This window comes from Flavobacterium sp., from assembly GCF_965284515.1.
Lineage (GTDB): Bacteria > Bacteroidota > Bacteroidia > Flavobacteriales > Flavobacteriaceae > Flavobacterium.
Genome location: NZ_OZ260089.1, coordinates 2,286,676 through 2,310,958, shown reverse-complemented (window position 1 = coordinate 2,310,958; position 24,283 = coordinate 2,286,676). Strand labels below are relative to the sequence as shown.

Here is a 24,283-nt window from a genome sequence, read left to right as displayed (position 1 = left end):
TTAGATTTTTTATGAAATATTTTTTAGTTTATTTTTTCTTTCTTTTTAGTAGCAAGACTTACTCTCAAGTTCAAGAGGTGTTTTATTTTGATAATGATAGGTTTGATTTAAATATAAAAGAGAATTTGAGATTAGAGAAATGGGTTAAGCTACATAAGAATTCTAAAGTTTTAGGAATACATGGCTATGCAGATGAAAATGGTACGAGTATATATAATAAAGAATTGTCAAAGAAAAGAGCGAATTTTATTTATAATGAAATAAATGGTAAAGTACCTATAAGAAGTGATTTTGAAATAATTAATTTTGGAGAAGACGAGTTGATTTCTGTAAATAATAGTGAAAATAGAAAAGTTATTGTCTATTATTTAGAAAGTTTTGAATTACAATTTGAAGATTATATTGTAAATAATTTATTTACAAAGAAAGAAATTGATACTATTGATATTAAGTTAATTGAGAATTTTAAATATAAAAATGACAGTTTATTTTTAAAGGAAATTAAAGAATCTTCAATTGGATCACTTTTTCATTTAAATAATATAAATTTTCAATTTGATTCAGCAGAACTAGATAATTTTTCCAAGAAAGAATTAGATAAATGGATATATGTTTTGTTAAAATTACCAGAATTGAAAATTGTTATTCAAGGCCATATTTGTTGTGTGATTAGAGATGACTATTATTTGTCTTCAAGTAGGGCAAAATCAATAAAAGATTATTTTGTAAAAAATGGTGTTGACGAAAATAGGTTAAGATTTATTGGATACGGTTCAACAAAACCTATTTATAATATTCCAGAAAAAAACGGCTACCAAGCTTTAATGAATAGAAGAGTTGAAATATTAATTTTGGAAAATTAGCTTTTGGCATGCTTTTATATATAATATAAATATCGTTACTTCGTAAAAAATCTTAAAAATGAAAACCTTTTTTCTATATATAACACTATTCTTTGGCTTAACCTTGTTTTCTCAAGAGCAATTTTCTGTTTATTTCGAAACCAATAAATTTGAGTTAAACGATAAGGAAAAAGTAAGATTAGCATCTTGGTTAGAACAAAATAAAACTTCGAAAATTGTTGCAATTAATGGTTATACAGATGAAGTTGGTTCTACGGGATATAATGATACACTGGCTACAAAGCGAGTTCAATTCATTTTTAATACAATAAAAGAAAAAGTAGCAATTAGAGAAGATTATAAATCAATAAGTGTTGGTGAAAACTTTAAGCAATCAGAAATTCAATCTGAAAACCGTAGAGCAACTATATATTATATTTTAGAAAAGGATTTGGCTCGTGAAAATGAAATTTTAGGAATTGAAGAAGAGATTGTATTTCCTGAAAATGCAACTTTAGAAGAAAAGGTTGCTTTAGCTAAAGTGGGTACAAAAATTACTCTAAAAAACATTAATTTTTATCAAAACACATTTGCAATTACACCAGAATCCAATGGTTCTTTGTATGATTTGTTGTTTGTAATGCAAAATAATCCCAATTTAAAAATTCAAATTCAAGGTCATATTTGTTGTATTGCAAAAGACGGTAGAAATTTATCTCTAGAAAGAGCAAAGCAAGTTCGTAGATGGCTCGTTTACCAAAGAATTCCGCAACATAGAATTACAGTAACTGGCTTTGGGACTACTCAGCCTATTTACCCTATACCAGAGGAAAATGAAGAGCAAGCTGCAGCAAATAGAAGGGTGGAAATTGAAATATTAAGTAAATAGATTTAGAAAGATGAAAAATGTCACGTTAGTATTTTTAATATCAATTTTGTTTTTAAGTTGCACTAAAGATAATTGCTCTGAAAGTGTAATTCCACCACAAGCTTCAATATTCATTGAAGTTTTAGATGAAGATACAGATGAAAATGTATTTACAAACGAGACCTACACAATTAGTGATGTTTCAGTAGTTGAGTTTGATGACTCAGAAGTTGATTTTATTCTTATTACTCGAGATGATTTAAATTTAATTCAAATTTTTCCTAGAACAAATGTGGCAATTGACAATAAAATTTACTTGAATATTGCCGATGACGAAACTATTGAAATTCAATACGATGTTGAGACATTAAATACTGAATGTTATACTCAAAAGAGAATAATAAATGTAAATATTCCATTTTATACATCTGTTGAAGAAAATGAAATATTGAGAATTAAAATTTAAGATTTTCTAATTTCTAATTTCAGAATTCTAAATTTTAGGACTATCTTTGCGCCACAACACAACACAAACTTAAAATGAGTTCTGAAACTAGCAAACGCTACAATTTAAGAGGAGTTTCTGCTTCCAAAGAAGACGTTCATAGTGCTATTAAAAACATCGACAAAGGATTGTTTCCAAAAGCTTTCTGTAAAATTATCCCCGATTATTTAACAAATGATGAAGAGTATTGTATAATCATGCACGCAGATGGTGCAGGTACGAAATCATCTTTGGCATACATGTATTGGAAAGAAACAGGCGATTTATCTGTTTGGAAAGGAATTGCTCAAGATGCTTTAATAATGAATATTGATGATTTATTATGCGTTGGGGCTACTGATAATATTTTACTTTCTTCAACAATTGGAAGAAATAAAAGTGTAATTCCCGCTGAGGTTCTTTCTGCAATCATCAACGGAACAGAAGAATTGATTTCCGACTTAAAAGAGTTTGGAGTAACTATTCATTCAACTGGTGGAGAAACTGCCGATGTTGGCGATTTAGTTCGTACAATTATCGTAGATTCAACTGTTACCGCAAGAATCAAACGTTCAAATGTTATAGATAATGCCAATATTCAGCCTGGAGATGTAATTGTAGGTTTAGCCTCTTTTGGTCAAGCAACATATGAAAAAGAATACAACGGAGGAATGGGAAGTAACGGATTAACTTCTGCACGCCATGATGTTTTTTCAAAATATTTAGCGGATAAATATCCTGAAAGTTTCGATGCTTCAGTTCCAAATGAATTAGTGTATTCAGGTCAAACTAAATTGACAGATGCAGTTGAAAATAGCCCAATTGATGCTGGTAAATTAGTGCTTTCTCCTACGAGAACATATGCACCAGTTATCAAAAAGATATTAGAAAAATACAATTCAAAAGATATACATGGAATGGTTCACTGTAGCGGTGGAGCACAAACAAAAATTCTTCACTTTGTGGACAATGTTCATGTTATAAAAGATAATTTATTTCCGGTTCCACCTTTGTTTAAATTGATACAAGAACAATCAAAAACCGATTGGAAAGAAATGTACCAAGTATTCAATTGCGGTCATCGTATGGAAATTTATGTTCCTGCTGAAGTTGCGCAAGATATTATTGCAATTTCAAATTCATTTAACATTGAAGCTCAAATTGTAGGAAGAGTAGAAGCTTCTGCAGCTAAAAAACTAACTATTAATAGCGAATATGGAATATTTGAATATTAATATTTTAAAAACTTTTTTACTTATTGCACTTTGTATTTCATTAGGTTCATGTAATAGCGCAAAAACAAATAAGGTTGAATCTTTTTTTGATGAAATAAGTTCAAGTGAATTTAAAATTGAAGAAAGTGATTTAGATATTTATGTTCCACATGTGCAAATTTTATTTAAAAAAAACTCTGGTACAATGGATGAGAAACTCAGTGAAAGTATGAGAAGATTTTTTATAGATAGATTTGATGGTAAATTTAGAATTTATTATTCTGCAGATATATTTTATGCTTTTCCTGAATTTGTTGGTGATGTTAATGTCGGAAACAAAGTAATGGATTCTATTTTAGATAAAAATATTAAGTTTTTGCCTAATATATTGAGAAAACATATTAGTAAGGATAAAAAATATTCATTAATTTCAAATTTTAATGGGTATCATTTAGAGAAAAGAGTAGATTATAATCTTTTCATTTTTAATAATGAAACATTTGAAAAAGTCTATTATAATTATACTGTTTTTCCAGCAAACTTTGATCATGGTAAAGGAATGCTTGAACATGAGCAAGATGTTTACACCAGATTTTTAAAACAAACAACAACACAACAATAACAATACAATGCAACACAACGTACTAATTTTAGATTTTGGTTCTCAATACACACAATTAATTGCTCGTAGAGTAAGAGAGCTAAATATTTTTTGTGAAATTTTCCCATTCGATAAAATCCCTGCAGACTTATCATCTTATAAAGCTGTAATTTTAGGAGGTAGTCCTTGTTCCGTTCGTTCTGAAGAAGCTTTACACCCAGATTTATCGCAAATTAGAGGAAAAAAACCTTTATTGGCAGTTTGTTATGGCGCACAATATTTAGCACATTTTTCTGGTGGTGAAGTTGCCGCTTCAAACACTAGAGAATATGGTAGAGCAAATCTATCTTTTATCGATGATAGTGAAGTGTTTTTAGAAGGAGTTGGTGCAAACAGTCAAGTTTGGATGTCGCATTCAGATTCTATTAAAAAATTACCAACTAATGGAGTTAGAATTGCGAGTACTAAAGATGTAGAAAATGCAGCTTATAAAATTGAAGGCGAACAAACTTATGCTATTCAATTTCACCCAGAAGTGTATCATTCTACAGATGGAAAACAAATGTTAGAAAATTTCTTGGTAAAAATTGCAGGTGTAGCTCAAACCTTTACGCCTAATGCAGTTGTTGAAGAAATTGTTGCAGATATGAAAGCAAAAATTGGTAATGATAAAGTGGTTTTAGGTTTGTCTGGTGGAGTAGATTCTACTGTGGCAGCGGTTTTATTAAACAAGGCTATTGGTGCTAATTTATATTGTATTTTTGTTAACAATGGTTTACTTCGTAAGAATGAGTTTCAGAGTGTTCTAGATCAATACAAAGGGATGGGATTGAATGTAAAAGGTGTTGATGCTTCTGAGAAGTTTTATGATGCTCTTGCAGGTTTAGATGATCCAGAAGCAAAGCGTAAAGCAATAGGAAACGCATTTATTGAAGTTTTTGATGATGAAGCGCATTTACTTACTGATGTAAAATTCTTAGCGCAAGGAACTATTTATCCAGATGTTATTGAGTCGGTTTCTGCAACAGGCGGACCTTCAGCAACCATAAAATCACATCATAATGTAGGTGGTTTACCCGATTTTATGAAACTTAAAGTGGTTGAGCCATTACGTATGTTGTTTAAAGACGAGGTTCGTAGAGTTGGAGCTTCTTTAGGAATTGATCCAGAATTATTAGGTCGTCATCCTTTTCCAGGACCAGGTTTAGCAATTCGTATTTTAGGTGATATTACTCCAGAAAAAGTGGCAATTCTTCAAGAAGTAGATGCTATTTTTATAAACGGATTAAAAGAACACGGTTTATACGATTCAGTATGGCAAGCTGGTGCAATTTTACTTCCAGTAAATAGTGTTGGTGTAATGGGAGATGAGCGTACGTATGAAAAAGTGGTTGCATTAAGAGCAGTTGAGTCTACAGATGGAATGACAGCTGATTGGGTACACTTACCTTATGAGTTTTTAATGAAAACTTCAAATGAAATTATTAATAAAGTTAGAGGTGTGAATAGAGTGGTTTATGATATTAGTTCAAAACCGCCTGCAACTATAGAATGGGAGTAAAATACCGACCAATTATAAAATAAATTTCATTTTTTAACTTTTTAAGTTTAAATTGGTATTGATATTGTAGTGATCTCATAGAATTAATAAATTATACATCAGAATATGAAATTATTAAAAGTTGTTTTTTTTGTGTTTCTTTTTTCATCATGCGTGGCGCAAACAAGTCAAGATGGTGTACAAAAACATATTGTAGCTAAAGGAGAAACAGTTTACCAAATTGCAAAACAATATCAAATAACTCCTTTTGATATTTATAGATTAAATCCTGATGCTAAAGAAGGTATTCAAGAAAACACAACTTTATTAATTCCTAAGTCAGGAACTAATACTCAACAGGTAAATCAAGTTTATGGTGATGTAAAAAAGCATACTGTTCAAACTAAAGAGACGCTTTATAGTATTGCTAAAAAATACGAAGTTTCAGTTGCAGACTTAAAAGAATGGAATGAAGCAGAATTGAAGGATGGATTAAAAATTGGTCAAGAAATTATTGTTTCTGTTAATTATGCTCCTTCAAATTCTGATTATGTTGAGGTCAAAGAAATAAAAACTACTTCAACAGTTTCTTCACATGTTGTAAAAATGCAAGAGACTAAATTCGGAATTGCAAAAAAATACAATATTTCTATTGAAGAATTAGATCGTTTAAACCCTCAAATTGTTGAAGGCTTAGAAGTCGGTCAAGTTTTAAAAATTAAAGAAAATAATATTGAAGATGTAATTGAAGTTAAAGAAACTAATGCTTCAAGTTTTTACGTAGTAAAGGCAGATGAAACTTTATACAACCTATCAAAAAAGTTAAATGTTTCAGAGGAACAATTAATCGCTCTAAATCCTGAAATAAAGTTAGGTTTTAGAGAAGGTATGGTGCTAAAAGTTCCGGTTAAAAATGTAAATAATAAACAAAAAGTAGACTTATTAACTACTGTTAAAAAGGATAAAAAGAGAAACCTTGTTTTGTTATTGCCTTTTAATTTAAATAAAATTGAAACAGATTCTTTAAAATCTCAGAAAGATTATTTAAAAGAAAATAAGTTTTTAAACTTAACGTTAGATTTTTATTCAGGCGCAAAAATGGCTATTGACTCTGCTAAAGTTCTAGGTTTACCTGTACATGTTAAAATTTTAGATGTTGAAAGCTCAAGAAGCTCATCGAATGTTGCTCAAATAATTTCAAGAAATGATTTTTCAAAAGTAGATGCGGTTATTGGTCCTTTTATGTATTCTCATGTTGAAAATACAGCCCAACTTTTGTCTAAATTTAAAACACCTGTAATTTCACCGCTTTCAAAAGAACTAGGACTGCCTTTAGATAATTTATATTATTCAATACCGTCTCAAGAATGTTTAACTGATAACATGTTTGAATACATGAAAAGAAAGTCGGGTAATATAATAGCAGTAATCAGTAGTAAGAAAACATCTACTAAAGATTATTTAACTCAAAAATATCCAGAAGTAAAATATCCTAATTATGATGAAAAAGGTGTTCTAAATGTTGAAAGTTTAAAAGCATTAATGATAAAGGGTCAGAAAAATTTTGTAATACTCGAAACTGAAAAAGCGGCACTAATTTTACATATAACTAAAGCATTGATGAAATTAAAAGAAGAATTTGATGTTCAATTAGTTGTGCTTGAGCTATATGATACATTAGATTTTGAAGAAATTCCTATGACTAATTTGACTGAATTGAATATGTTATTTCCTTCATACAAGAAAGAAATAGATTCTCCTGCAGGTAAAATTTTTGAAAAAGAATATAAAAAGAAAAACAACGTAAATCCAAATTCATATGCTACTAAAGGATTTGATTTAACTTTTGATACTTTATTAAGAATTTGCCAAGAAGACGGATTTGTTCCTTCAGTTAAAAACAGCATTTCTGAACATGTCGAAAATACTTTTGATTATAATTTCAAAGAAGGTAAAAATGTAAATGAAGGAGTTTATATTATGTATTACGACACTGATTATACAATTAAACAAGTACAATAATGGCAACATCTAAGATTACTTATAAAGGAGATTTAAGAACTGTTTGTATTCATTTGCAATCAGGAACAGAAATTTTGACAGATGCTCCAACAGATAATCATGGAAAAGGAGAGGCTTTTTCTCCAACAGATTTAGTTGCAACTGCTCTTGGAAGTTGTATGGTTTCTATTATGGCAATTAAGTCTAAAGATTTAGAAGTAGATTTGTTAGATTCTACAGTTTCAATTACAAAAATAATGCAGTCTGAACCAAGGAAAATTGCTAAAATTGATGTGATTTTAAATATGAATATTTCTACATCAGATAAAAATAAAACTATCTTAGAACGAGCTGCAATGACTTGTCCTGTTTTATTAAGCTTGCATCCAGATATTGAAAAAGATGTTTTTTTTAATTGGAAATAAATGACCAATCAAGAACAACTCATAAAATTAGCACATACAAAAATGCCCTTCGGAAAATACGAAGGGTATTTTCTTATTGACCTACCTGAGTATTATGTGGTTTGGTATGCAAATAAGGGTTTTCCTAAAGGTCAATTAGGAGAACAATTGCAATTAGTTTACGAACTAAAGCTAAACGGTTTAGAAGAATTGATTAGAAATATTAGGAGAAATTTTCCTAAAAGGTAATTTCTAATTCTTTAATAATTGTCAAATAACCATTGCTAATTATCAATTAATAATTGTACTTTTGCATCGTTTTTTACACAACTACAACAACACAATAACAACAACACAATGAATCAAACTAAGTATATTTTCGTTACCGGTGGTGTGACCTCTTCTTTAGGAAAAGGTATCATTGCAGCATCGTTAGCTAAATTGTTACAAGCAAGAGGTTATAGGGCTACAATTCAAAAATTTGACCCCTATTTAAATGTAGATCCAGGAACATTAAATCCATACGAACATGGGGAGTGTTATGTTACTGATGATGGAGCTGAAACAGATTTAGATTTAGGTCATTACGAACGTTTTTTAAACGTTCCAACTTCTCAAGCGAATAATGTAACGACCGGAAGAATTTATTCGTCAGTTATTGAAAAAGAGCGTAGAGGTGAGTTTTTGGGCAAAACAGTTCAAGTAGTTCCTCATATTACAAATGAAATTAAAGAACGCATGCAATTGCTTGGTCAAAGTGGCGATTTTGATATTGTAATTACTGAAATTGGTGGAACAGTTGGAGATATTGAATCGTTACCTTACATAGAATCTGTTCGTCAATTATTGTGGGAGCTTGGTGAAGAAAACGGAATTTGTATTCACTTAACGTTGATTCCATATTTAGCAGCAGCTGGAGAGTTAAAAACCAAACCAACGCAGCACTCTGTTAAAACATTGATGGAAAGCGGAATTAAAGCGGATATATTAGTTTGTAGAACAGAACATGAATTGTCTGATGAATTACGTCAAAAATTAGCGTTGTTCTGTAATGTTAAAAGAGAAGCCGTTATACAATCTATCGATGCATCTACTATTTATGATGTACCAAATTTAATGTTGGAAGAAGGTTTAGATACAGTAACGCTTAAAAAATTAGGTTTACCTGAAAAAAACACTCCAGATTTAAAAAACTGGAATGAATTTTTACATAAACATAAAAATCCTAAGCACGAAGTTAATGTTGGTTTAGTGGGTAAATATGTAGAGTTGCAAGATTCTTATAAATCTATTCTTGAAGCGTTTATTCATGCAGGTGCAGCAAATGAGACAAAAGTGAATGTAATTTCTGTTCACTCTGAATTTTTAGATGCCAAAACGGCAGAAGAACAGTTAAAAGGATTAGATGGTATACTTGTTGCTCCTGGGTTTGGTGGTAGAGGTATTGAAGGAAAGATTGATACAGTACGTTATGCAAGAGAAAATAATATTCCTTTTTTAGGAATTTGTTTAGGAATGCAAATGGCGGTTATAGAATTTGCTAGAAATGTATTAGGTTACAAAGATGCAAATTCAACAGAAATGAATGAAGAAACGACTCATCCGGTTATTAATTTAATGGAAGAGCAAAAAAATATTGAAGATAAAGGTGGAACAATGCGTTTAGGTGCATGGAAATGTTCATTAGCTGACAATACTTTGGCACGTAAAATTTATGGAAAAGCTGAAATTATGGAGCGTCACCGTCATCGTTATGAATTTAATGGAAAGTATTTAAACGAAATAGAAAGTGCAGGTTTAATAGCTTCAGGAATTAATCCAGATACGGGTTTAGTTGAAGTGGTAGAATTACCAAATCACCCATTTTTTATTGGAGTTCAATACCATCCAGAATATAAAAGTACAGTAGCAAATCCACATCCTTTATTTGTGAGTTTTGTTGCCGCAATGGTTAAGAATAAATAATTAAGTTGTTGTTTTGGTATAGAGCTTTTAAAGCTTTAAACTTTAGACTTTCAACTTTAGACTAAATTTAAATGGAAGATAAAAAATTAGATTTTAAATCAATTATCGGATTTGTATTAATCTCAGTAGTTTTAATGTGGATGATGTATTCAAATGCACCAACCAAAGAAGAACAAGCAGCCAAAGCAAAACAGGAACAAGTTGAAAAAGCAAAGGAAGAAGTTGCAACTGAAACAACAACTGTTGAACCTTCAACTACAGCGCCAGTTGTCGTAAATGATTCTGTTCAACAAGCTCAATTAAAAGGGCAATTAGGTTCATTTGCTTATTCTTCAGGATTGCAATCAGCAAATGGAGGAGTTACAGAGTTAAAAAGTGATTTATTGACTTTAAAAATCGCTAACAAAGGAGGATATATTGTAAATGCTACTGTTAACGGTTTTGACCAATTTGAAAAAGGTTCTAAAAAAGCAATTGATTTAATTAAAGATAATAATTCTCATTTAAACCTTACAATAAATACTGCTGACAATAGAGTTTTAAACACTAAAGATTTATTTTTTGAACCAACTTTAACAAAAGAAGGAGAAAATCAGGTTTTAACTATGCGATTAAAAGCTAGTGAAACACAATTCTTAGAATATCGTTATGTATTAAAACCTAACGATTATATGATGGATTTTGCAATTCGTTCTCAAGGCTTAAATTCAGTTGTTAATGCTTCTAAGCCGGCAGATTTAGAATGGCAATTAAAAACATACAGAAACGAAAAAAGTATTTCTTATGAAAATAGATATACTGAAATGGTTTTTGAATATGAAAACGGAAAAGATGATTATTTAAGTGCTGCAAAAGACGATGATGATATTGTTGAAGATGTTACTTATGTTGCTTTTAAACAGCATTTATTTACTTCAATTTTATTAACGGATACACCATTTAAAACGGCAACTTTAAAATCTGAAAACTTAGTTCATGATGAAGAAATAGATACTGTTTTTACTAAAAATTATGTAGCTAATTTTCCATTAGAATTTAAAGGCGGAGAATTAAACTATAATATGAACATGTATTATGGTCCTTCTAAATATGATATTTTAAATACTTACGATAGAAATTTAGACGAGATTATGCCTCTTGGTTGGGGAATTTTTGGATGGATTAATAGATATGTATTTATCCCTGCTTTTGGAGTAATAAGCGGATTTTTACCTTACGGTTTAGCAATTGTATTCTTTACTATTCTAGTTAGATTGGTAATGTCTCCAGTTACTTATAAATCATATGTTTCTCAAGCTAAAATGAAAGTTCTTCGTCCTGAGATTGCTGAATTGAATGAGAAGTATAAAGATAATGCAATGAAAAAACAACAGGAAACAATGAAGTTGTATTCTAAAGCTGGTGTTAATCCGATGGCTGGATGTTTACCTGCTTTAATGCAAATGCCTGTTTTCTATGCGTTGTTCCAATTTTTTCCTTCGATGTTCGACTTAAGACAACAAGGATTCCTATGGGCTGATGACTTATCCTCATTTGATGCAATTTATCAATTACCATTTACAATTCCATTTTATGGAGATCACGTAAGTTTGTTTCCTATTTTAGCTTCTGTTGCAATTTTCTTTTATATGAGAATGACAACTGGAGATCAACAAATGAGTGCACCAACTCAAGAAGGAATGCCAGATATGGGGAAAATCATGAAAGTGATGTTGTATATTTCTCCAGTAATGATGTTGTTCTTCTTTAATAATTATGCTTCAGGATTATCTTTATATTATTTTATTTCTAATTTAATTACTATTGGAATTATGTTAGTCATTAAAAACTACATCGTAAAAGAAGATAAAATCTTAGCAAAGATTAATGAGAACAAAACGAAACCGAAAAAAGAAAGTAAGTTTCAAAAGAAAATGCGTGAAATGATGGAGCAGGCCGAAGCGCAAAAAGCAAAACAAAACAAAAAATAATATTTCAAAACCCTGTCTGTTAAAGATAGGGTTTTCTTTTAATAAACATTTATGAGGGTTTTAATTATAGGATTTGGAAATATGGGACAAACATACGCTAGTAGCTTTATTAGTTCTGGCTTTGTAAGTCCAAGCGACATTCTCGTTTTAAACAGGAGGGATGTAGAGAAAAAAAAGCGTTTTTCTATTGATAAATCAAATTTTTATACTGAATTTGTTCAACCTGTTTTTGATGTAGATATTATTGTTTTAGCTGTAAAACCACAAGATTTTTTATCTTTAGCTCATTCGATAAAACCATTTATGACTGAAGAACATATTGTTTTATCAGTTATGGCAGGAATCTCAATTCAAGCCATTCAAGATAATTTGAATATGAATAAGGTTGTGCGTTCAATGCCTAATATTCCTACCCAAATTGGACAAGGAATGACGGTTTTTTGTGCTTCAACTAATATTGATAGAAAGGATTTATTCATTGTACAAAACCTTATAAATACTACTGGAAAGTCTCTATATGTGGATAAAGAAGAATTGATAAATGCTGCTACTGCAGTTTCAGGAAGTGGTCCTGCGTATGTGTATTATTTTATGAATGCAATGGTTGAATCAGCGATAGAATTAGGTTTTTCCAAATCTGAAGCTGAGTTTTTAGTAGGTCAAACATTTAGTGGTGCTGTTCAACTTCAGAACAGAAGTAATGAATCTCACCAAGATTGGATTGATAAAGTCTCCTCTAAAGGAGGAACAACAGAGGCTGCAATTGAAGTTTTTAATAATTTAAAAGTTAAGAAAGCTATAGATTTTGGAGTAAAGTCAGCAAACTATAGAGCTAAAGAGTTGGGTAAATAAAAAAAACACTCATAACAATTATGAGTGTTTCTTCAAAGCAATTTATTAAGGGATAATTATTCAAAAATAGGTAATATAATATTGTCAATTACATGTATTACACCATTTGTTGCTTGAACGTCAACTGCAACAATATTTGTCTCTCTATTGTTTTCATCAGTAATAACAGTTCCTGAAATAGTAAATGTTCCTGATTCAAATGTTGTAATTGGAGTAGATGGAATTCCACTAGATAAAACATTTGCTCCTGGAACTACATGGTAAGTTAGTACAGAAGTTAATTGACCAGCAGAAAGGCTTGAAAGTGTTCCTGGGTTTTGTGACTCAAATGTTGAAAATGCTGAATTTGATGGGGCAAAAACGGTAAAAGGTGCATTTGTATTTCCAGATAATATTCCTACAAAGTCTGGTTGTCCACTAGATGTAAGCGCTCCTACTAAAGATGTAAAGTTAGGGTTCGCTAAAGCATGTGTAACAATAGTTGGTAATCCAATTACTGCATCAACTACATGTACTACTCCATTAGAAGCATTGATATCAGCTGCAGTTACATTTGCTACACCATTTAATCTTACGCCTGAAGTAGTGTTAACATACATACTTAAAGTATTTGTTGATGAAGCATTTCCTTTGGCAAGAGTTTTGATGTATCCAGTTGAAAGATCTGTAGAAAGGTTTGTACCTGTTACAATGTGATTTAATAATACTTGTCTTAATGTTTCAACGGGAATGTCATCTAATGATTCAAAATTGTTATCATTTAAAAACTGTACAAATGCATCATTTGTTGGAGCAAATACAGTAAAAGATCCGTTACGGTCTAAAGACATTCCAGTAGCGTCAAGAGCGTCTACTAAAATAGATAAATCAGGATTATTTGAAGCTATTGCTTCAATTGTATTCCCATTGTTGTTTGAATCGTCTTCAGAGCATGAAAACATAATAGTAGAAGTTACTACTATTAAAGTTAATTTGATTAATTTTGAAAAGTTTTTCATAATGACGTAGTTATTGTTTAACAATTATTTAATTTCGTTAAACAAATATAAATACATTTTGTTTAACTTTTTTAAATAATAGTTAAACTTTAACTTTATTTATAACTTGTTTAATAAAAAAGTAAAAAAAATGAATATTTTAACCATAAATAATAAACAAATGTTAAAAAAGTTTTTCTTTTCACTGATATTTCTTTTTAATGTAAGTATCTTTTTCTCTCAAGAAAAGATAAATCAGTTCGACGCAAATGGTAATAGAGATGGACTTTGGAAAGGAACATATGAACAATCTAATCGTCCAAGATATCAAGGCGTTTTCAAAAATGGAAAGGAGATTGGAATATTTAAATATTTTGATGATACAAAAGCAGGTTCAATGATTGCAATTAGAGACTTTTCTAAAGGAGATGGAAGCTGCTATACCATTTTTTACGATCAAAAAAATAATGTAGTTAGCGAAGGAACATTAGTAAATAAATTACCTGAAAAACTTTGGAAATATTATCATTTTGAAAGTACTGAAATTATGTCGCTTGAGAACTACAAAAATGGAAAGTTAGACGGAATCAAAAAAGTGTTTTATAAGAATAAGGTTTTGGCTGAACAGTCAAATTATAAGGCTGGAGTTTTAGATGGAGAATACATAAAAAATGCTGAAAACGGTAAATTAATTGAAAAGTCTAATTATAAAGATGGAGATTTACATGGACCGGCCCTTTTTTATGATGGTGAAGGTAATTTAGTTCTAAAAGGGCAATATAAAAAAGGAATAAGAACAGGTATTTGGGAAACATATGAAAATGGAAAAGTAGTTGCTACTGAAAATGCTTCAAAGCCAAATAGTAAAACCTTTAAGTATATTAAAAATGAGAAAGGACAGATGGTTCCTTCTGAAATGAAGAAAAAAAATTAAAGCATAAAAGAAAAAAATGAAAAGAGTAGTAGTAGGACTTTCTGGAGGTGTAGATTCAAGCGTTGCTGCTTATTTATTAAAGGAGCAAGGTTACGAAGTTATTGGTCTTTTTATGAAAAATTGGCACGATGATTCTGTTACAGTTTCAAATGAATGTCCGTGGTTAGAAGATAGTAATGATGCTTTATTAGTTGCTGAAAAATTAGGGATTCCATTTCAAACAGTTGATTTATCTGAACAATATCAAGAAAGAATTGTTGATTACATGTTTAAAGAGTATGAACAAGGTAGAACACCAAATCCTGATGTTTTATGTAATCGTGAAATTAAGTTTGATGTGTTCATGAAGATTGCAGAATCACTTGGGGCAGATTATGTTGCAACGGGTCACTATTGCCGTAAAGGAACAATTCATAACAATGGTAAAGAGGTATTCCAATTATTAGCAGGAAAAGATGGGAATAAAGATCAATCTTATTTTCTTTGCCAATTATCACAACAACAATTGGCAAAAGCTTTGTTTCCAATAGGTGAACTAACAAAGCCTGAAGTTAGAGACATTGCTACTAAATTAGATTTAATAACAGCTGAAAAAAAAGATTCACAGGGACTTTGTTTTATAGGTAAAGTAAGATTACCAGAGTTCTTACAACAAAAATTACAACCAAAAGAAGGTGTGATAATTGATATTCCTGCAGATGCTTCTGTTTATTTTAAAGAGAAGCCTGTGTTTAATTCTTTAGAAGAAGAACTTGAATTTGAAGCAAAAAAAATTGACTATTTACAAGTGTCAGGTAAAGTAATGGCAAAACATCAAGGAGCTCATTATTTTACAAAAGGACAACGTAAAGGGTTAAATGTTGGTGGAACAAAAGAAGGTCTTTATGTAATTGAAACCGATGTTGATAAGAACATTATTTATACGGGTCAAGGCCCAAAACATCCGGGTTTATTTAAAAATACACTTTTTATAAAAAACGATGAAGTGCACTGGATTCGTGAAGATTTAGTATTAAAAAATGGAGAATCTAGAGAAGTAATGGCGCGTATTCGTTATAGACAACCATTGCAAAATGCAACTTTATATCAACTTAAAACTGGAATGTATGTTCGCTTTAATGAGCCACAATCTGCTATAACGGAAGGTCAATTTGTTGCATGGCAAGAAGGGGAAGAGGTTTTAGGAAGTGGAGTAATATCTTAAAAATAATTTATGAATTTTCTTTATATCGTTCTAGGTTTATTGCTTTTAATACTTGGTGGAAACTGGTTGCTGAAAGCTGCTGTATCTCTTTCAATGCGATTAAAAATTTCTAAAATTATAGTTGGATTAACTGTTGTTTCTTTTGCAACATCAGCTCCTGAAATGATTGTAAGTATTCAAGCTGCACTTTCTGGCTTTCCAGATATTGCAATTGGTAACGTAGTAGGTTCTAATATTGGTAATATTGGATTAGTATTAGGAACAATTTTACTTATTAATGCAGTTCAAGTAGACAATAGTTTTTACGCCACCGATTGGCCTGTAAAAATGTTTGCTTCTACTTTATTGTTTGTTTTCTTAGTTCTTGATGGGGTTTTAAGTAGAATTGAAGGTTTTATTTTTATTGTAGTATTAATCACTTTTTTAATTTTCTTAATTCGAAAGAATAAAACAACTCAAATTAATATTGAAGATAACAAAGAAGAAGTAATGTCAATAGTAAAAATTGGTTGCTTCTTAGCCATAGGAGGATTTGCTTTATGGTTGGGTTCAGAATTATTAGTAAAGGGAGCTGTTAATTTGGCTGAAAGTTTAGGAGTTAGTAAAAGAATCATAGCTATTACTGTAGTTTCAATTGGAACAAGTGTGCCAGAATTGGCATCTTCAATTATTGCAAGTATAAAAAAAGAAAATGATATTTCTGTTGGAAATATTATTGGTTCAAATATTTTTAATATTTTAAGTGTCTTAGGAGTAACGGCAATTATTAAACCTATAGAGCATGTAGATGTTAGAATAATACAACAAGATATTTATTGGATGCTTGGATTTGCTTTCTTTTTATTACCAATGGTAATTTTACCCAAAAGAGGTAATTTAAGTTTTAAAGAGGGAGTGTTGCTTTTAGTATCTTATGGAATATTCTTATATTTCACAATGTCATAACAAACTCTTATCCGTAAAATGCTTATTTTTAAAAGTGAATTCCTAATCGCTATTTTATGAATTTATTTCGAATAATAGTATCTTGCGAAGGAAATTAATGAAGCAATATAATGAATTCAATTACTCAATTATTTAATATACAATATCCAATTGTTCAAGGAGGGATGATTTGGAACTCAGGATATAAATTAGCAAGTGCGGTAAGTAATGCAGGTGGTCTTGGATTAATTGGAGCGGGTTCAATGTATCCAGAAGTGCTTAGAGAACATATTCAGAAATGTAAAAAAGCTACTGATAAACCTTTTGGAGTTAATGTTCCTATGTTGTATCCAAATATTGAAGAAATCATGCAAATTTTGGTCGAAGAACAAGTAAAAATTGTATTTACTTCTGCCGGAAATCCAAATACATGGACTCCTTTTTTAAAGGAAAACGGAATTACTGTTGTGCATGTCGTAAGCAGTACAAAGTTTGCATTAAAAGCACAAGGTGCAGGTGTAGATGCAATAGTAGCAGAAGGCTTTGAGGCTGGTGGTCATAACGGAAGAGATGAAACTACAACTTTGACTTTAATTCCTATGGTTAGGGAAGAAATTACCATTCCATTAATTGCTGCTGGTGGTATTGCAACAGGAAGAGGAATGTTGGCTGCTATGACTTTAGGGGCAGATGGAGTTCAAATGGGAAGCCGATTTGCCGCTTCAACAGAGTCTAGTGCTCATGATAATTTTAAGAAAACGATAGTTGAAGTAAATGAAGGAGATACTATGCTTACTTTAAAAGAGTTGGCACCTGTTCGTTTAATTAAAAACAAGTTTTTTAATGAAGTTCAAGAGTTATATACAAAATGTCCAACTCCAGAAGAATTAAAACAATTGTTAGGTAGAGCAAGAGCTAAAAAAGGAATGTTTGAAGGAGATTTAGAAGACGGTGAACTAGAAATTGGTCAAATTGCAGGATTAATTCACGATATTTTGCCTGTGGAAATAATTGTGAATAATGTTATTACCGAATTTAATCAAGCTAAAGCAGAAATGATTAAATTTGAATTTTAAAATATAAAGATGAAAAGTATTAAATATTTATTACTGTTTTTATTTCTAACATTGACTGTTGCTCATGCACAACAATATAGGTTTAAAACAACAGGTTTTATGGTTTCTGAAAAAACAAGATTTGGAGAATGGGGGGTGTGGTCTAAATTTAATAAGTCAGAAATGATTGTTGTTTTAGATGCTGACAAAGATAGAATAGTAGTGTATTCAGAAGCACTTCAGTTGTTTAATATCGTAAAATATTATGATAAGAATGAAACTAAAGAAGGAAATGTAGTTTCGTTTTTATGCATAGATAATGCAGGTAGAGAATGTGATATTTCAATTTTTACAAGGAAGGATAAAAATAATTTAAAACAGTTATATATTTATTATGAAGACAGGGTTGTAGTTTATAACATGAATATATTTAGTGATAAACCAAAAGAAACTAAGAAAAGTAAAAAAGGAGCTAAATAGCTCTTTTTTTATTTCTAATATATTAATGCTTTAAGTCTAAAGTGATAGTTTTGTAATATAAATTTAAGAAATGAAAAAGTTAATTATTGTATTTGTTTTAGCAGGAATTTTGAAAGGTTTTGCCCAACAAAAGCCCAAATTAGTCATTGGAATCGTAGTCGACCAAATGAAAACTGAATATTTATATCGTTTTTCTGAAGATTTTTGTGAAAATGGATTCAAGAGGTTAATTAAAAATGGTTATACTTTTCAAAACACTCATTATAATTACATGCCTACTTATACAGGACCAGGTCACGCATCAATTTATACTGGAACTACTCCTGCTGTTCATGGAATTGTAGGAAATGAATGGTTCAACAGAAGTTCACAAACTGAAATGTATTGTACAGATGATGAAAATGTTGTTACTATTGGTGATGGAACAGATAGTGAAGGTAAAATGTCGCCTAAAAATTTACAGAGCACCACAATTACTGATGAGTTAAAATTAGCTACCAATTTTAAAAGTAAAGTTATAGGAATTAGTTTAAAAGATAGAGGTGCTATTTTGCCAGCTGGGCATTTTGCTGATTGGGCATTTTGGTACTCTAAAACTGGCGCTTTCATTTCGAGTACTTTTTATGGTAAAGAATTGCCAACTTGGGTTACATCATTTAATAATGAGAAAAATTACTTACCTTATTTAGAAAAAGGTTGGAATTTATTAAAAGATAAAAGTGTTTATAACGAAAGTTTAAACGATAATAATCCATACGAAGGAAAACTGTATAAAAAAACGCCTTTCTTTCCTTATAATATGAAAGAAATGTATGAGAATAATGATGCTGGAGTTTTAAGAGCAAGTCCGTTTGGAAATAATTTAGTGGCCGATTTTGCTAAAAGAGCCATTGAAAATGAAAATTTAGGTAAAGATAATATTACCGATTTTTTAACAATGAGTTTTTCTTCAACAGATTATATTGGTCACATTCTTGGTCCAAGATCAATTGAACTTCAGGACACTTATTTACGTTTAGACGAAACCATTGCTGATTTTTTAAATTATCTAGACAATAATGTTGGTAAAGATAATTATTTGCTGTTTTTAACTGCAGACCATGCTGGTGCTGAAAATGTAACCTATTTAAAAGACAATAAATATGAAGTAGATAACATCAATACAAAAAAGTTTAGAAATGATTTAAGTGCATTTTCAATCAAAACTTTTGGTACAGATGTAGTGAAGAACTATTCAAATTTCAATTTATTTTTCGATAGAGATTCAATTGCCAAGAAGGATTTTAATTTAGATGCTGTAAAAGAAACTTTTAAAGGGTTTCTATATTCTCAAAAATTTATAAAACGTGTTTATACAGAAGAAGAAGTGTTGGCTTCATCTGGAGCAGATTTCTATTTGAATTTCATCGCAAAAGGATATGATCCAGTTCAAAACGGAGATATAGTTATTTTAGAAAAACCGGGTTATATTGAATATTCAGCAACAGGAACTTCTCACGGAACACCTTATACGTATGATACTCATGTGCCGCTAATTTTTTACGGTAACGGAATTAAAAAAGGGGAGTCTTATGATAAAAAAGACATTACACAAATTGCTCCAACTTTATCGCAATTATTAAAAATCACCTACCCAAACGGAACTGAAGCAATACTACTTGAAGAGATTTTGAAAAAGTAAATACAAAAAAGCCCTTAATAATTTAAGGGCTTTTTCTTAACTAAAACTAAACTGGGATTATTGAATTAGTAGCAATATCTATTTCAATTTGATTTCTTAAAATATCTTCAAATGTTTCTCTTTGTCTAATTAAATGAGCTTCATTATTTAGCCAAAGCACTTCTGCAGGTTTAACTCTTGAATTATAATTTGAAGCCATAGAATAACAATACGCACCAGCATTTCTAAAGCATAGAACATCACCTTCATGAATTTCGTTTATTCTTCTGTTTGTAGCAAAAGTATCCGTTTCACAAATGTAGCCTACAACGGTATAAAAGCGCTCTTTTCCTTTTGGATTAGAAATATTGTCTATATGATGTTTTGAACCATATAACATTGGTCGAATCAAATGATTAAATCCAGAATTTATTCCTGCAAAAACAGTTGAAGTAGTTTGCTTAACTACATTTACATTCGCTAGAAAAACACCAGCTTCGCTTACTAAAAATTTTCCAGGCTCAAAGGCTAAAGTAAGTTTACTTCCATATTCTTTTTCAAATGCTAAAAAGGGTTTAGTTAGTTTTTTACCAAACTCTTCCACATTTGTTTCAATATCTCCTTTTGTATATGGTACTTTAAAACCACTTCCAAAATCAATAAATTCTAAACCTTTAAAATTTTTTGCTGTTTCAAATAAAATTTCAGCAGCATATAAAAAAACATCAACATCTAAAATATCTGAACCTGTATGCATATGAATTCCGTTGACATGCATATTTGTATTTTCAACTATTCTCAATAAATGAGGTATCTGATGAATAGAAATCCCAAATTTACTATCAATGTGCCCAACAGATATATTAGCATTTCCTCCAGCCATTACATGGGGGTTTATTCTAATACAAACTGGTATATTAGGATAATTTGTTCCAAATTGTTCTAAAATAGATAAATTGTCAATATTAATTTGAACACCCAGTTTTGCAACTAATTCAATTTCTTGTAAAGAAACTCCGTTTGGTGTAAAAATTATTTCATGAGGTTCAAACCCTGCATGTAAACCTAATTGTACTTCTTCAATAGAAACAGTATCTAAACCTGAACCAAGTTTTTTTACTATTTTTAAAATAGTAATATTAGAAAGAGCTTTTACAGCATAATATACTTTAAAACGTTCAACTTTACTAAAAGCTTGCGTTAATCTATTGTATTGACTCTCTATTTTCTCACTGTCATATACATACAAAGGAGTACCAAATTGGTTTGCTATTTGGTTTAAAATCTCATTATTCATTGTTATTTGTTTTTTTGACAAAAATATATTTATAATTAGTAATAAAAAAAAATAATCACAAACAATAACAATAAATAACAAAATGTTACAAATAAAACAATTGTATTTTATTGTTTACTAATTATGATTTAATAACTAGAATCTCAATTTAAATAAAAGTAAAATTGTTAGCCAAATAGAAATTAGTTTGTTATTTTTGTGGCACTTTTTAATAAAGATAAACGTATTACAATTATGAATTTACACGAATATCAAGGTAAAGAAATATTAGCAAGTCATGGTGTACGCATTCAACGTGGTTACGTTGCTAACAATGCTGAAGAAGCTGTTGCTAAAGCAAAACAATTAACTGCTGAAACGGGAACAGGATGGCATGTTATAAAAGCTCAAATCCACGCAGGTGGTAGAGGTAAAGGAGGAGGAGTTAAATTAGCTAAAAATTTAGATCAAGTTGCTGAAATTGCAGGTCAAATTATTGGTATGGATTTAATTACACCTCAAACACCTCCTCAAGGTAAAAGAGTTCATAAAGTTTTAGTTGCTGAAGATGTATACTATCCAGGTGAAAGTGAAACTTCAGAATTTTATATGTCTGTTTTATTAAATAGAGCTACAGCAAAAAACATGATTATGTATTCTACAGAAGGTGGAATGGATATTGAAGAAGTTGCTGAGCATACTCCACATTTAATTTTTACAGAAGAGATTGATCCAGCTGTTGGATTGCAAGGTTTTCAAGCAAGAAGAATTGCCTTTAATTTAGGTCTTTCTGGAAATGCGTTTAAAGAAATGACAAAATTTGTTGCTTCTTTATACAATGCTTACATAGCTGCTGATGCTTCAATGTTTGAAATTAACCCAGTTTTAAAAACTTCAGATAACAAAATAATGGCTGTTGATGCTAAAGTAAATATTGACGATAATGCGTTATATAGACAAGCTGCAATTGCTGATATGAGAGATGTAAGAGAAGAGAATCCTATTGAAGTTGAAGCTAAAGAAGTTGGCTTAAACTATGTAGATCTTGACGGAACAGTAGGTTGTATGGTAAACGGTGCAGGTCTTGCAATGGCAACTATGGATTTAATTAAGTATGCAGGTTTCGAACCAGCAAACTTCTTAGATGTTGGTGGAACTGCAGATGCTAAACGTGTTGAAACAGCTTTCCGTATTATCTTAAAAGATCCTAACGTAAAGGCAATTTTGATTAACATTTTTGGTGGTATCGTTAGATGTGACCGTGTTGCTCAAGGGGTTGTAGATGCATACAAAAACATGGGAGATGCTATTAAAGTGCCTATTATTGTTCGTTTACAAGGAACAAATGCTGAAATTGCAAAAGAATTAATTGATAATTCTGGAATGCCAATTTTATCAGCTGTTCAATTCCAAGAAGCTGCAGATCAAGTTAAAGCTGCATTATCTTAATTAGATAATTCAATATAAATAAAAAAACTCCTAAGATTTTCTTAGGAGTTTTTTTATGCTTACTATTTTTCAATAAAAAAGCCCTGTTAACGAACAGAGCTTGATTTTGTAAGATTTTGTAGTATGTATTAGATAACTTTTACGTTTACTGCATTTAAACCTTTTTTACCTTCTTGTAAGTCAAATTCAACTTCATCACCTTCACGGATTTCATCAATCGTTCCAGAGATGTGTACGAAATGTTCTTTGTTTGTTCCTTCTTCAATAATGAAACCAAAACCTTTTGATTCATTAAAGAATTTTACTGTACCTTTATTCATTTTAATAATTTAATGTAATTTCAACAAATGTAGTGTTTATTATTTAATTTGCTATTTTTTTAATGTTTTTTTTAAAAAAAAGTTAATTATTTTTTTTGACAATTGTTTTTTTTTAATTAAGATTTTTGCTCTTTATTAAAGTAAACCAAATAATAATACATTTGTTTTTCTTCATCCCAGCCTTTCTCAACAAACTTTTCTGCGCTGTCAGAGTTGACGAAATCTAGCTTAATTTGAACATTTGTATCTAATATAATTGTATTCTTAATTTTTTTTCTAATATCACTTACTGCGTTATTAGCAATAGGGAAATTAGTAACATCTTCAATACTGTATTTTTCTCCTTTGTCTACTTTATAGTTTTTGAATTCAGGAATAAACTCAGGGTTTTCCATTACTTCATTTAAAAAGTTTGTTTCTTCAAACGAATCATTTTTTGCAAAATGGTTTATAGCTCTGTTCATGAATAAAACTTCCTGCTGTTTGTCTTCTGCGGGTAAAACGACTTCTTTTGCAAAATCTTGACAAAATTTCAAATACTTTTTAGTCATAAAGTTTTCATCTTGAAATGCATCTACAGATAAGAAATGTTCTAACCAATAACGAGCATCATATCGATTACTGTCTACTGTTAAGATTTTATAGCCTTCTTCTTTTTTATGATTAAAAATAATACAACCTTTATCTAACTTGTTTAAGTTGATTCCTTGTTGTAAAATCATTTCTAAGTTGCTTTCTTTTTCTTCAAATTGTAAGAAATCAGTTTTTATCTCACTTTTAAAAACACCAATTGCATCTACAACATTATTATCAATTGACACATTGGTAAAATACGTTACATACACTTCACCATTTTTAATATGTGGATGATTTGATTGTTCAAATAAATGTTTGGTAATTTTTTTAGATACGTTGTGAATTTCGCTTGGGTTATTGAAAACTTCAGTAGCAAAATTATACATGTCATTATATTCTAAATCCACTTCATGAGCAAATTGAAAATAATTTTCTTCCTTGTCTCTAAATGGTTTAAAGAAGTATTCTTTTAACAATGGCATTATTTCATCATTTAATCCATAAGGTTGTTCAGATAAGAATAATGCTTCATTTCTACTTTTATTTCCAACTCTATGTATAGAAAGGTTTTCTATGTGGGTATTGAATAAGTTTATCATTTTATATAATTGTTAGAAAAAAGAACCAAGATAAAAGATATCTCTTAATCTTGGTTCAAAATAGGATTGATATTGTGTATTTTGTTTT

Annotated in this window: 23 protein-coding genes; 19 read left to right on the top strand and 4 right to left on the bottom strand. The window is 30.1% G+C overall.

The genetic code is table 11. The annotated features are described in order from the left end of the window. Nucleotides 1-11 precede the first annotated feature (11 nt). The 12 genes from ACQ65T_RS10810 (at nucleotide 12) to proC (ending at nucleotide 12,741) form a co-directional block, all read left to right on the top strand. The gene (locus ACQ65T_RS10810; RefSeq protein ID WP_430401094.1) at nucleotides 12-863 is read left to right on the top strand and encodes an OmpA family protein; all 852 of its coding nucleotides are present in this window, start codon (nucleotides 12-14) and stop codon (nucleotides 861-863) included. A 58-nt stretch (nucleotides 864-921) separates the two neighbouring features. After that, the gene (locus tag ACQ65T_RS10805) at nucleotides 922-1,731 is read left to right on the top strand and encodes an OmpA family protein (RefSeq protein WP_430401093.1); all 810 of its coding nucleotides are present in this window, start codon (nucleotides 922-924) and stop codon (nucleotides 1,729-1,731) included. Between the two features lie 10 nt (nucleotides 1,732-1,741). Then, the gene (locus ACQ65T_RS10800) at nucleotides 1,742-2,176 is read left to right on the top strand and encodes a hypothetical protein (protein WP_430401092.1); all 435 of its coding nucleotides are present in this window, start codon (nucleotides 1,742-1,744) and stop codon (nucleotides 2,174-2,176) included. Between the two features lie 74 nt (nucleotides 2,177-2,250). Then, nucleotides 2,251-3,429: an AIR synthase related protein gene (locus ACQ65T_RS10795; RefSeq protein ID WP_430401091.1), complete on the top strand. Its 1,179-nt coding sequence runs from the start codon at nucleotides 2,251-2,253 to the stop codon at nucleotides 3,427-3,429. Then, a complete protein-coding gene (locus tag ACQ65T_RS10790) occupies nucleotides 3,410-4,030 on the top strand; it encodes a hypothetical protein (protein ID WP_430401090.1) in 621 nt (206 codons plus the stop codon). Before ACQ65T_RS10795 ends, ACQ65T_RS10790 begins: the two co-directional genes overlap by 20 nt. A gap of 7 nt (nucleotides 4,031-4,037) precedes the next feature. Further along, on the top strand, nucleotides 4,038-5,570 hold the full coding sequence (gene guaA / locus ACQ65T_RS10785) for a glutamine-hydrolyzing GMP synthase (RefSeq protein ID WP_430401089.1): 1,533 nt from the start codon (nucleotides 4,038-4,040) through the stop codon (nucleotides 5,568-5,570). Nucleotides 5,571-5,675: 105 nt separating this feature from the next. Beyond that, a complete protein-coding gene (locus ACQ65T_RS10780; RefSeq protein WP_430401088.1) occupies nucleotides 5,676-7,571 on the top strand; it encodes a LysM peptidoglycan-binding domain-containing protein in 1,896 nt (631 codons plus the stop codon). Further along, entirely contained in the window at nucleotides 7,571-7,975 is a 405-nt protein-coding gene (locus ACQ65T_RS10775) for an OsmC family protein (protein WP_430401087.1), read from the top strand. Before ACQ65T_RS10780 ends, ACQ65T_RS10775 begins: the two co-directional genes overlap by 1 nt. After that, on the top strand, nucleotides 7,976-8,203 hold the full coding sequence (locus ACQ65T_RS10770; protein ID WP_430401086.1) for a DUF3820 family protein: 228 nt from the start codon (nucleotides 7,976-7,978) through the stop codon (nucleotides 8,201-8,203). It abuts the gene before it with no gap. A gap of 108 nt (nucleotides 8,204-8,311) precedes the next feature. Beyond that, entirely contained in the window at nucleotides 8,312-9,919 is a 1,608-nt protein-coding gene (locus tag ACQ65T_RS10765; RefSeq protein WP_430401085.1) for a CTP synthase, read from the top strand. A gap of 71 nt (nucleotides 9,920-9,990) precedes the next feature. Beyond that, complete coding sequence (yidC, locus tag ACQ65T_RS10760) at nucleotides 9,991-11,889, top strand: membrane protein insertase YidC (RefSeq protein ID WP_430401084.1); 1,899 nt, start codon at nucleotides 9,991-9,993, stop codon at nucleotides 11,887-11,889. Between the two features lie 51 nt (nucleotides 11,890-11,940). Continuing rightward, on the top strand, nucleotides 11,941-12,741 hold the full coding sequence (gene proC, locus ACQ65T_RS10755; protein ID WP_430401083.1) for a pyrroline-5-carboxylate reductase: 801 nt from the start codon (nucleotides 11,941-11,943) through the stop codon (nucleotides 12,739-12,741). Nucleotides 12,742-12,797: 56 nt separating this feature from the next. Here the strand turns inward: proC and ACQ65T_RS10750 are convergent, their stop codons facing one another. Then, on the bottom strand, nucleotides 12,798-13,739 hold the full coding sequence (locus ACQ65T_RS10750) for a fasciclin domain-containing protein (protein WP_430401082.1): 942 nt from the start codon (nucleotides 13,737-13,739) through the stop codon (nucleotides 12,798-12,800). A 160-nt stretch (nucleotides 13,740-13,899) separates the two neighbouring features. Between ACQ65T_RS10750 and ACQ65T_RS10745 the strand changes: the two genes are divergently transcribed. The 6 genes from ACQ65T_RS10745 (at nucleotide 13,900) to pafA (ending at nucleotide 19,996) form a co-directional block, all read left to right on the top strand. Continuing rightward, complete coding sequence (locus ACQ65T_RS10745) at nucleotides 13,900-14,652, top strand: toxin-antitoxin system YwqK family antitoxin (protein ID WP_430401081.1); 753 nt, start codon at nucleotides 13,900-13,902, stop codon at nucleotides 14,650-14,652. Nucleotides 14,653-14,668: 16 nt separating this feature from the next. Continuing rightward, on the top strand, nucleotides 14,669-15,856 hold the full coding sequence (gene mnmA, locus ACQ65T_RS10740) for a tRNA 2-thiouridine(34) synthase MnmA (RefSeq protein ID WP_430401080.1): 1,188 nt from the start codon (nucleotides 14,669-14,671) through the stop codon (nucleotides 15,854-15,856). A gap of 9 nt (nucleotides 15,857-15,865) precedes the next feature. Continuing rightward, nucleotides 15,866-16,801 (top strand): calcium/sodium antiporter, encoded by a 936-nt coding sequence (locus ACQ65T_RS10735; RefSeq protein WP_430401079.1) that lies wholly within the window; start codon nucleotides 15,866-15,868, stop codon nucleotides 16,799-16,801. A gap of 110 nt (nucleotides 16,802-16,911) precedes the next feature. Then, entirely contained in the window at nucleotides 16,912-17,856 is a 945-nt protein-coding gene (locus tag ACQ65T_RS10730; RefSeq protein WP_430401078.1) for an NAD(P)H-dependent flavin oxidoreductase, read from the top strand. A 9-nt stretch (nucleotides 17,857-17,865) separates the two neighbouring features. After that, the gene (locus ACQ65T_RS10725; RefSeq protein ID WP_430401077.1) at nucleotides 17,866-18,315 is read left to right on the top strand and encodes a hypothetical protein; all 450 of its coding nucleotides are present in this window, start codon (nucleotides 17,866-17,868) and stop codon (nucleotides 18,313-18,315) included. 70 nt (nucleotides 18,316-18,385) lie between these two features. Continuing rightward, nucleotides 18,386-19,996, top strand: coding sequence for an alkaline phosphatase PafA (gene pafA / locus ACQ65T_RS10720; RefSeq protein ID WP_430401076.1), 1,611 nt, complete (start codon nucleotides 18,386-18,388; stop codon nucleotides 19,994-19,996). Nucleotides 19,997-20,042: 46 nt separating this feature from the next. On the opposite strand, the gene lysA is transcribed toward pafA, so the two are convergent. Then, nucleotides 20,043-21,278 carry a diaminopimelate decarboxylase gene (gene lysA / locus ACQ65T_RS10715; RefSeq protein WP_430401362.1) on the bottom strand — a complete coding sequence of 412 codons (1,236 nt, stop codon included), beginning with the start codon at nucleotides 21,276-21,278 and terminating at the stop codon, nucleotides 20,043-20,045. Between the two features lie 228 nt (nucleotides 21,279-21,506). Between lysA and sucC the strand changes: the two genes are divergently transcribed. Beyond that, nucleotides 21,507-22,700 (top strand): ADP-forming succinate--CoA ligase subunit beta, encoded by a 1,194-nt coding sequence (gene sucC, locus ACQ65T_RS10710; RefSeq protein ID WP_430401075.1) that lies wholly within the window; start codon nucleotides 21,507-21,509, stop codon nucleotides 22,698-22,700. A 128-nt stretch (nucleotides 22,701-22,828) separates the two neighbouring features. On the opposite strand, the gene ACQ65T_RS10705 is transcribed toward sucC, so the two are convergent. Further along, nucleotides 22,829-23,020: a cold-shock protein gene (locus ACQ65T_RS10705; protein WP_264559210.1), complete on the bottom strand. Its 192-nt coding sequence runs from the start codon at nucleotides 23,018-23,020 to the stop codon at nucleotides 22,829-22,831. A gap of 116 nt (nucleotides 23,021-23,136) precedes the next feature. Then, complete coding sequence (locus tag ACQ65T_RS10700; RefSeq protein WP_430401074.1) at nucleotides 23,137-24,195, bottom strand: nucleoid-associated protein; 1,059 nt, start codon at nucleotides 24,193-24,195, stop codon at nucleotides 23,137-23,139. Nucleotides 24,196-24,283: the final 88 nt, after the last annotated feature.